Here is an 8,287-nt window from a genome sequence, read left to right as displayed (position 1 = left end):
CTGCAATGGATGGCGCGGATGTGTGCCAGCAGAGCTTCATCGCTGTGGCGCCCGCCGGGCCTGCCAGCGATGTCCTGCGGACGGCGCAGCCAGTTGAAGTAACCGCTGGCGCTGACCTCCAGCACGCTCTCCCCCGGCGCCGCTCAATACCCCTTTGGCTGCCTGGCGAACCCAGTTACCCAGGCTGGCCTTGGGGATGCCCAAGACCTTGGCCACCACCGCAATGGCCTGACCGGCGCTCACTTGACGGACCGCCTCCAACTTGAACTCCTGCGTGTACTGCGCACGCACCTGCTTTGCTGCTGTCATTCCTTGACTCCTTGTCGGTATTTTCAACAAGGCCAACAACTCCACTTTTCAGGGGCAAGGTCAATACTGACGTCTCCCCCATATCCGGTCACTTCTAAACTGGAGTCGGGCTGCTCCAAAGGCGCTGACACCTTGCTGGCGCTGGAGTTGCTGGAGCGCCTGAGCGCGATCAGGCCAAGCAGCTGGCTAGGCGCTTACGCCCAGATCCGACGGTCAGCAGCCACGGGTGATAGGCATTTCCACCTCAGTCTTCAAGGCCATGTGCTTGGCCAGCTCCAGCTTGGCGATCGACTGGCGATGCACCTCGTCCGGGCCGTCGGCCAGACGCAGGGTGCGCTGGTTGGCATAGGCGTAGGCGAGCGGGAAATCGTCGCTCACACCGCCGCCGCCATGGGCCTGTATAGCCATGTCGATGATCTCGCAAGCCATGTTGGGCGCCACCACCTTGATCATCGCGATCTCGGCCTTGGCCACCTTGTTGCCCACGGTGTCCATCATGTAGGCCGCCTTGAGCGTGAGCAGGCGCGCCATTTCGATCTTGCAGCGCGCGTCGGCAATGCGCTCGTGCCACACCGACTGGGCAGACACCGGCTTGCCAAAAGCAACGCGGCTGTTCAAACGCTTGCACATGAGTTCCAGAGCGCGCTCGGCTGCCCCGATAGAGCGCATGCAGTGGTGAATGCGGCCCGGGCCGAGGCGGCCCTGAGCGATCTCGAAGCCGCGGCCTTCGCCGAGCAACAGGTTGCTCACGGGCACGCGCACATTCTTCAGCAACACCTCCATGTGGCCGTGTGGCGCATCGTCGTAGCCGAATACGGAGAGCGGACGCACCACCTCGACGCCCTTGGCGCCGGACGGCACCACGATCATGCTCTGCTGTGAATGGCGTGCCGCATCCGGGTTGGTTTTGCCCATCACGATGTAGACGGCGCAGCGAGGGTCGCCGGCGCCCGACGACCACCATTTGCGGCCGTTGATCACGTACTCGTCGCCATCGCGCTCAATGCGGCACTGGATATTGGTCGCGTCCGACGATGCCACTTCAGGCTCTGTCATCAGGAAAGCCGAGCGAAACTCACCCTTGAGCAACGGTTCCAGCCATTGGTCCTTGATGTCCTCGCTGGCGTAGCGCTCGAGCGTTTCCATGTTGCCGGTGTCGGGCGCGGAGCAGTTGAACACCTCGGCCGCGAACGGCACCCGACCCATGATTTCGCACATCGGTGCGTATTCCAGATTCGACAGGCCTTCAGGCGCCCGTGGGCTGCTCGGCAGAAACAGGTTCCACAGGCCAGCGGCGCGCGCCTTGGGCTTGAGTTCTTCGATGATGGTGGTCGGTCGCCAGGCGTTGCCACTGGCCCGGTTGGCCGCGATCTCGGCGAAGAAGCGCCCTTCGTTGGGATAGATGTGTTCGTCCATGAACGCCAGCAAGCGCTCGCGCATGTCCTTGACTTTGTCGGTGTAATCGAAGTTCATGAGATTCCTTGGTGGCGGTGACAGTGATGAGGACGATGGGGTGGGAGAGAAAAGTCAGGCCTGCTGCGCGAAGCGCCACGCCAACTCGGCCAAGGGTCGGGCCCCGGCAGCCGATGTGACCGCCTGCGCGCTGGATGCGGTTCCCGCCTCGACCCGTTTGGCAATGCCCTGCAAGATGGCCGCCAGGCGGAACAGGTTGTAGGCGAGGTAGAAATTCCAGTCGGCCTTGAGCTGTTCGGGTGTGGTGAAGCCGGTGCGCTGGCAGTAGCGGGCGATGTAGTCGGCCTCAGTGGGGATGCCCAGCGCTTGCACATCCAGACCGCCGATGCCGCGGAACGCGCCTGGCGGGATGTGCCAGGCCATGCAGTGGTAGCTGAAGTCGGCCAGCGGGTGGCCCAGGGTCGAGAGTTCCCAGTCAAGGATGGCCAGCACGCGCGGCTCGGTGGGGTGGAACATCAGGTTGTCGAGCCGGTAGTCGCCGTGCACGATCGAAGTGAGCGATTCGTCGCGCGCCATTGCTGGAATGTTCTGCGGCAGCCACTCCATGAGCCGGTCCATTTCAGGAATGGGCTGTGTGATGGACGCCACGTACTGCTTGCTCCAGCGGCCGATCTGGCGTTCGAAGTAGTTGCCTGGCCGGCCGTAGTCGGCCAAGCCGATGTCGGCCGGCTTCACGCCGTGCAGCTTGGCCAACACCCGGTTCATTTCGTCGTAGATGGCGCCGCGCGCGGCTTTGCCCATGCCGGGCAGGGACTGCTCCCACAGCACACGACCTTCCACGCAGTCCATCACGTAAAACGCCCGCCCGATAACCGATTCGTCTTCGCACAGCACGTGCATCTGCGCCACGGGCACGCCGGTGCCCTGCAGTGCGCCCATGACCCGGAATTCGCGCTCAACCGCGTGTGCCGATGGCAGCAGCCTGGCCACGGGCCCCGGCTTCGCACGCATCACATAGGCGTGCTGTGGGGTGATGAGCTTGTAGGTGGGATTGGATTGACCGCCCTTGAACATCTCGAACGACAACGGCCCGGCGAAACCATCCAGGTGGGTTCCGAGCCAGCGTTCAAGGGCTGGCAGATCGACGGTATGTTGATCGGACACCGGGCGCGTGCCCGTGAAGTTCGGGTTGTTGCTCATGCGTGGTGTGTCCGTGGCAGCGTGCTGTAGCACGCGCGGTATGACCTGGGACAGGTCGAAAGACTCAGGATTCGACTTCGGCGATGCGCATCAACATGTCGCGGTTGCGCACGACCAGCCCACCTTGTTCGATGCGAATCGCGTCCTCGCGCTCCATCGACTTGAGTTCCTGGTTGACACGCTGGCGCGACGCGCCGAGCAACTGCGCCAGTTCTTCCTGCGCCAATTGAAGGCCGATGCGCATCTCGTTGCCTTCCGACAGGCAGGGCACGCCGTAGCTGCGCACGAGATGCAGCAACTGCTTGGCCAGTCGGGCACGCAAGGGGAGGGTGTTGAGGTCTTCCACCAGACCAAAAAGCGTGCGAATGCGCCGGGCTTGCAATCGCATCAGCGCCTCGTACAGCTCCACGTGTGTGCTGAGGATTTTCTGAAAATCGTTGCGCGCCACGCAGAGCAGGGTGGTGGCGCCATGCGCATAGGCGTCGTGAGTGCGCCGGTCGCCGTCGAACATCGCCACATCGCCGAACCACACACCGGGCTCCACATAGGTCAGTGTGATCTGCTTGCCCGAGAGCGACGTGGAACTCACGCGCACAGCCCCCTTGGCCACGGCCGTCCACTCGGTGGGCGGTTCGCCACGGGCGACGATCAGATCGCTGTCCTTGAATCGCTTGACGTAGGCGCATCGAAGTATGTCGTGTCGCAGGGAGGGAGAAAGACTGGAGAACCAACGACCACTGTTGATCGCCTCGCGTTCTTCCATTGTCAGAATCGGTTCATCCATTGGCTGTCTTATGAGTGACTGGGTTGCGATGGATTGTCACCACTGGGACCGTGGTGGGCATCAGGGAATGCGCGAGGGGTTGTCTCGCAGGCGTCCGCTTGAGACGAAGCAGGGAGCTCAGCGGTAGACGGCCGGACGTTTGTCCAGAAAGGCGGCGATGCCTTCTCCCGCATTGGCGTGGTGCAGGTTGCGAACGAAATGATCTCGCTCAGACGCCAGCTGGGTGTGCAGCGATGCACCAACGGCGTCGTTGGCGAGCTCCTTGATGCTGGCCATGGCGTTGGGCGCGCGCGCATTGAGCCGCTCAGCCAGCGCCAACGCTGCACTCAACGCTTCCTGCGGTTCACTCACCGCCGTGATCACGCCCAGCGCATGCAATCGCGTCGGATCGATTCGATCGCCGCACATCAGCAGCTGCAGCGCGGTGGCACGGGGCAGGGCGCGCATCAGGCTCCAGCTCGCGCCGCCGTCGGGCGACAGGCCCACGTTGCTGTAGGCCATCACGAAGACACTGTTGCGCGCGGCGATCACCATGTCGCAGGCCAGGGCCAGCGAGAAGCCGGCACCGGCGCACGAGCCTTCAACGGCGGCAAGCACGGGTTTGGGGAACACGCGGATGGTCTCGATCCAGTTGTGCAGCCCTTCGATGCTCTGTGCCTGAACCTCAGGCGGCTGCTGGCGATTGGCCAGCAGCCGCTGCAGGTTGCCGCCGGCGCAGAAATGGCTGCCCTCGCCGGTGACGACCACACTTCGCACGTCTGGACTGTTTTCCGCGACGTTGAGCGCTTCCACGCCTGCGGCGTAGATGTCGGGCCCGAGGGCGTTGCGGTGCTCGGGGTTGCTGATGGTCAGCACCATGGTCTGGCCATGGCTGTGGCTTTTGAGGCTGGCGGTCATGCGGTGTCCGTGTGCGTGGGATCAGTCTTCTTCATGCATCAGGCTCAGACCCAGGGCGCCACGGCGGCGCAGCCATGGGGAGGGGCGATAGCGCGGATCGCCGTACACGGTCTGCATGTTGAAGAGAATCTCGAGCACGTTGGTGGGGCCAATGCGGTCGCCCATGGCCAGCGGGCCCATGGGGTAACCGAGTCCGAGCGTCACCGCGACTTCCAGATCTTTGGGGCTGCAAACACCTTGCTGGCACATGTCCGCCGCGATGTTGACGATGGTGGCCACCACGCGTTGGGTGACGAAGCCACCACTGTCGCGTACCATGCTCACCGCTTTGCCATCCTTGGCAAACAGGGCATGTGCGGCATCGCGCATGTCCGGGCGTGTGGCGGGATTGGTGGCGAGCACGCGGCGTTTCGTGCTCGCGTCGTCCAGCATCATGTCGATGCCGATGGTGCGGGTGGGATCCAGCCGTTCCACAGCCGCCAGTGTGGTCACATCCAGGCCCAAGGGCGCCACCAGGATCAACGCGAGGTTGGATGGCTGAGCTGCCGTTTCAATATGGGCCCCGAGATCTTTGAGCAACTGGTACAGCTCGGGTCTGCGTGCCGCCTTGGGCGACACCCAGACAGGCGGCAGGGTTGCCACGGTAGGGACGGAGGGCTCGGCCGGTATTCGGGCCACGCCGTTATCGTAGACGTAAAAACCTTCCCCCACTTTCTTGCCAACCACCCCACCGGCCAGTCGCTGTGCGGTGATCACGCTCGGGCGGTAGCGCGGTTCGTCGTAGTACTGGCGGTAAATCGACTCCATCACGGGGTGCGACACGTCCAGCGCGGTCAGGTCCATCAATTCGAAAGGCCCAAGCCTAAAGCCCATCTGGTCTTTCAGGATTCGATCAATCGTCGCAAAGTCGGCCACACGCTCACTGACCACGCGCAGTGCCTCCGTGCCATAACCTCGACCTGCGTGGTTCACGATAAAGCCAGGGGTGTCTTGCGCCGATACTGGGGTGTGACCAAATTGCCGCGCAAATTCCGTCAGTTGTTGACACACCGTAGCGTCTGTCTTCAGCCCGGCGATCACCTCGACTACCCGCATCAAAGGGACAGGGTTGAAGAAGTGGAAACCGGCGAGTTGCCCAGGACGCTTGAGCGCTGCGCTGATGGCCGTCACCGAGAGAGACGAGGTGTTGGTGGCCAGCACCGCTTGGGAGGGCAGGAGGGCCTCCAGATCAGAGAAAAGGCGTTGTTTGACCTCGATTTTTTCGACGATGGCTTCAATCACCAAATGACACGGCGCCAAAGCGGACAACGCGTCCACGCAAGACACGCGGGCCAGCAGGTCGACTTGCTCTTGGGGTGTCAACTTTCCTTTGACTGACAATTTTTGCCATGTGTCGGCCAAGGCCAAGCGGGCGCTGTCCGCTGCGCCGGGTTGCATGTCAAACAACAACACTGAGCTACCAGCCTGCGCGGCCATTTGGGCAATGCCACGGCCCATGGCACCTGTTCCCACGATGCCAACGGTTTGAAAGATGGGTTGCATATGAAAGTGTTATTTGGACGGGGAGGGCATCAAGCTATGACAGAATGTTCGCACGTAGAACGAAGGGGCTTTGACGTGCGCCAGATTTGGATTGGCTCTATTTTGCTATCAACTGCTTTGAGCAGTACCGCGGCCACATTGGGCCGGTACAGCGGAGCAGTGGTGATTGGCCGACCACTGGACGTTCGTGTGCAAGCGATTGGGGGTCCGGAGGAGGATACGGGGTCGTTGTGCGTGCAGGCTGACGTGTTTTTTGGAGATGCCCAGTTGGCACCAACCTCCGTGCGCACCTCGACCCAACGCAGCGCACCTGATGCCGAAGCGTCTATACGAGTTCAGACCACCGTGGCGGTCAACGAGCCCCTCGTCAGCGTGGTGGTACGCGCTGGTTGCGTCTCCGCGTTTTCGCGCCGGTATGTGTTGTTGGCAGATCCGTTGTCCGAGCCAGCGGTGGTGTCCGGATCGCAGCAGGGCACACCGGTGGCACCTGCCAGCCAGGGCACACAATCCCCCCTACCCGCCTTGGCAGCAGCCACGCCCACGCGCCGTGGTGCGACCCCGGCCGAGGGAAGTCCATCTTCCGAAGTGATATCGAAGGGGGGCACAGAAGCACGAGTGGCCAAATTGGCCAAGCCCGTCAAGCCTGCCAGTGTGGTTCGGCGCCTGGTAGAGCCCACTAAGGACGCCACGCCACGCCTTCAACTTGACCCCGTGGATCTGAGCCTGGCAATTGAGCGGGATCCGGAGTTGAAGTTGTCGCTATCCTTGCTCAGCGAGCCCACCTCGAACGAGCAGGAGCGCACAGCTGCTGCGCAACTGTGGAAGGCCCTCAATGCTTCGCCAGAGGAGGTGCTGCGCGACGCACAAAAGTTGTCTGTTCTGGAGGCAGAGGCCAAAGGGCTGCGTGAGCAGGAGACGCATAACAGGACTGCACTTCAGGAAATGCAAGCTCAGGTGGACCAGGCACGTTATATGACGTGGCTGGCCTATCTTCTGGGCGGACTCCTGTTGTTGAGCCTTTTGGGAGCCTTTTTCTTATGGCGTCGCCGTGGGAGCTCTTCAACCACATCCGGGGCGAGGGACTGGTGGGCAGGTGGATCGGAGGAGAAACCCAAGGTGTCCTCACTTAAGACGGGCGCTGCGGTCGCTTCTGTCCGAGGCATCGATATTGACTTGAACCTGGATGATGAATCCGGCTTTGATGATTTGAAGCAATTGCTCGATGGTGGGTCAGAGCGCCGTGCCCCGGTGCTGTCGGCGACAGATCGGCGCGATTTTCCATCCAGTCAGCCAGGCGTGTCGCGTTCCGTGGCCACCGAAGAGCTGTTCGATGTTCAGCAGCAGTCTGATTTTTTTGTGTCGCTGGGTGAGTACGACCAAGCCATTGAGGTGTTGAAGAACCACCTCAGCGAGAGCCAGGAACCCAGTGCGCTAGCCTATCTTGACCTTTTCAAACTTTATCACAAGCTGGGGCGTCGGGATGACTACAAGAAACTGCGAGAAGAGTTCAACCGCCAGTTCAACGCAGGCGCGCCTCTGTTCGATCAATACACGGACGAGAGTAGTGGCTTGGAAGCCTATGAAACTGCATTTGGGCGAATCCAGGCGTTGTGGCCTCAACCCAAGGTTCTGGATGTCATCGAACAGTCCATTTTCAAAGATGCCAACGACACTGAGGCAGAGGTGTTTGATTTGGAGGCCTACCGCGAACTGCTGCTGCTGCACGCCATTGCCAAAGACATGATCAATCGGGATTCCGACAGTTCGTCGCAAAGGGCAGACTTCCAGCATACCGCCATCAAGCCATTGAAAGCCGCGGGGAACAAAGCCTTGGCTTCTGCCGTTGCCACCGAATCAAGAGAAGGGCGCGCCACTCAGCCGCTTGACGATTTGCCGCCTGCCTCGCTTCACCTTGGACTCGACGTGGATTTGGACGCACTGTCGGAGATGTCGGCCTTTGAGGCTTCTCTGCCCGACGTGGCTGTACCTGTGGAGGCCACGGCCAAACCGGCACCCCCACCAGGTACGCGGTCGTCGGAGGTGCAGGATGGCAATTTGATCGACTTTGAGGTGTTGGATTTCATGGCCCCAGATGACATTCCTGATGCAAAGAATGTCGATAAATAAAGGCAAAGGGCCCGA

6 protein-coding genes and 1 pseudogene are annotated in these 8,287 nt (G+C 61.6%); 1 reads left to right on the top strand and 6 read right to left on the bottom strand.

Annotation, left to right across the window (positions count from 1 at the left end; all coding sequences use genetic code 11):
* From B0E41_RS21130 to B0E41_RS21105, 6 genes and pseudogenes are all read right to left on the bottom strand, one after another.
* Positions 1–309: pseudogene (locus tag B0E41_RS21130) on the bottom strand (transposase); the annotation flags it as partial.
* Between the two features lie 213 nt (positions 310–522).
* Positions 523–1,782: an acyl-CoA dehydrogenase family protein gene (locus B0E41_RS21125; RefSeq protein ID WP_077334151.1), complete on the bottom strand. Its 1,260-nt coding sequence runs from the start codon at positions 1,780–1,782 to the stop codon at positions 523–525.
* A 54-nt stretch (positions 1,783–1,836) separates the two neighbouring features.
* Positions 1,837–2,922, bottom strand: a complete 1,086-nt coding sequence (locus B0E41_RS21120; protein ID WP_077334149.1) for a phosphotransferase — start codon at positions 2,920–2,922, stop codon at positions 1,837–1,839.
* Between the two features lie 64 nt (positions 2,923–2,986).
* A complete protein-coding gene (locus B0E41_RS21115; RefSeq protein ID WP_077334147.1) occupies positions 2,987–3,706 on the bottom strand; it encodes a Crp/Fnr family transcriptional regulator in 720 nt (239 codons plus the stop codon).
* A 117-nt stretch (positions 3,707–3,823) separates the two neighbouring features.
* Positions 3,824–4,603, bottom strand: coding sequence for an oxepin-CoA hydrolase, alternative type (locus B0E41_RS21110; RefSeq protein WP_077334145.1), 780 nt, complete (start codon positions 4,601–4,603; stop codon positions 3,824–3,826).
* Positions 4,604–4,624: 21 nt separating this feature from the next.
* Positions 4,625–6,145 carry a 3-hydroxyacyl-CoA dehydrogenase gene (locus B0E41_RS21105; RefSeq protein ID WP_077334143.1) on the bottom strand — a complete coding sequence of 507 codons (1,521 nt, stop codon included), beginning with the start codon at positions 6,143–6,145 and terminating at the stop codon, positions 4,625–4,627.
* Between the two features lie 267 nt (positions 6,146–6,412).
* Between B0E41_RS21105 and B0E41_RS21100 the strand changes: the two genes are divergently transcribed.
* On the top strand, positions 6,413–8,272 hold the full coding sequence (locus B0E41_RS21100) for a hypothetical protein (RefSeq protein WP_143433943.1): 1,860 nt from the start codon (positions 6,413–6,415) through the stop codon (positions 8,270–8,272).
* Positions 8,273–8,287: the final 15 nt, after the last annotated feature.

The organism is Hydrogenophaga sp. A37, from assembly GCF_002001205.1.
Taxonomy (GTDB): Bacteria; Pseudomonadota; Gammaproteobacteria; order Burkholderiales; family Burkholderiaceae_C; genus Hydrogenophaga.
Note: the sequence above shows the minus strand (reverse complement) of the source record. Positions and strands in the feature narration are given on the sequence as shown.

What these genes read in the sequence shown, in the direction of transcription:
- B0E41_RS21125 (WP_077334151.1), bottom strand. Translation starts at nt 1,782, where the DNA reads ATGAACTTCGATTACACCGACAAAGTCAAGGACATGCGCGAGCGCTTG.
- B0E41_RS21120 (WP_077334149.1), bottom strand. Translation starts at nt 2,922, where the DNA reads ATGAGCAACAACCCGAACTTCACGGGCACGCGCCCGGTGTCCGATCAA.
- B0E41_RS21115 (WP_077334147.1), bottom strand. Translation starts at nt 3,706, where the DNA reads ATGGATGAACCGATTCTGACAATGGAAGAACGCGAGGCGATCAACAGT.
- B0E41_RS21110 (WP_077334145.1), bottom strand. Translation starts at nt 4,603, where the DNA reads ATGACCGCCAGCCTCAAAAGCCACAGCCATGGCCAGACCATGGTGCTG.
- B0E41_RS21105 (WP_077334143.1), bottom strand. Translation starts at nt 6,145, where the DNA reads ATGCAACCCATCTTTCAAACCGTTGGCATCGTGGGAACAGGTGCCATG.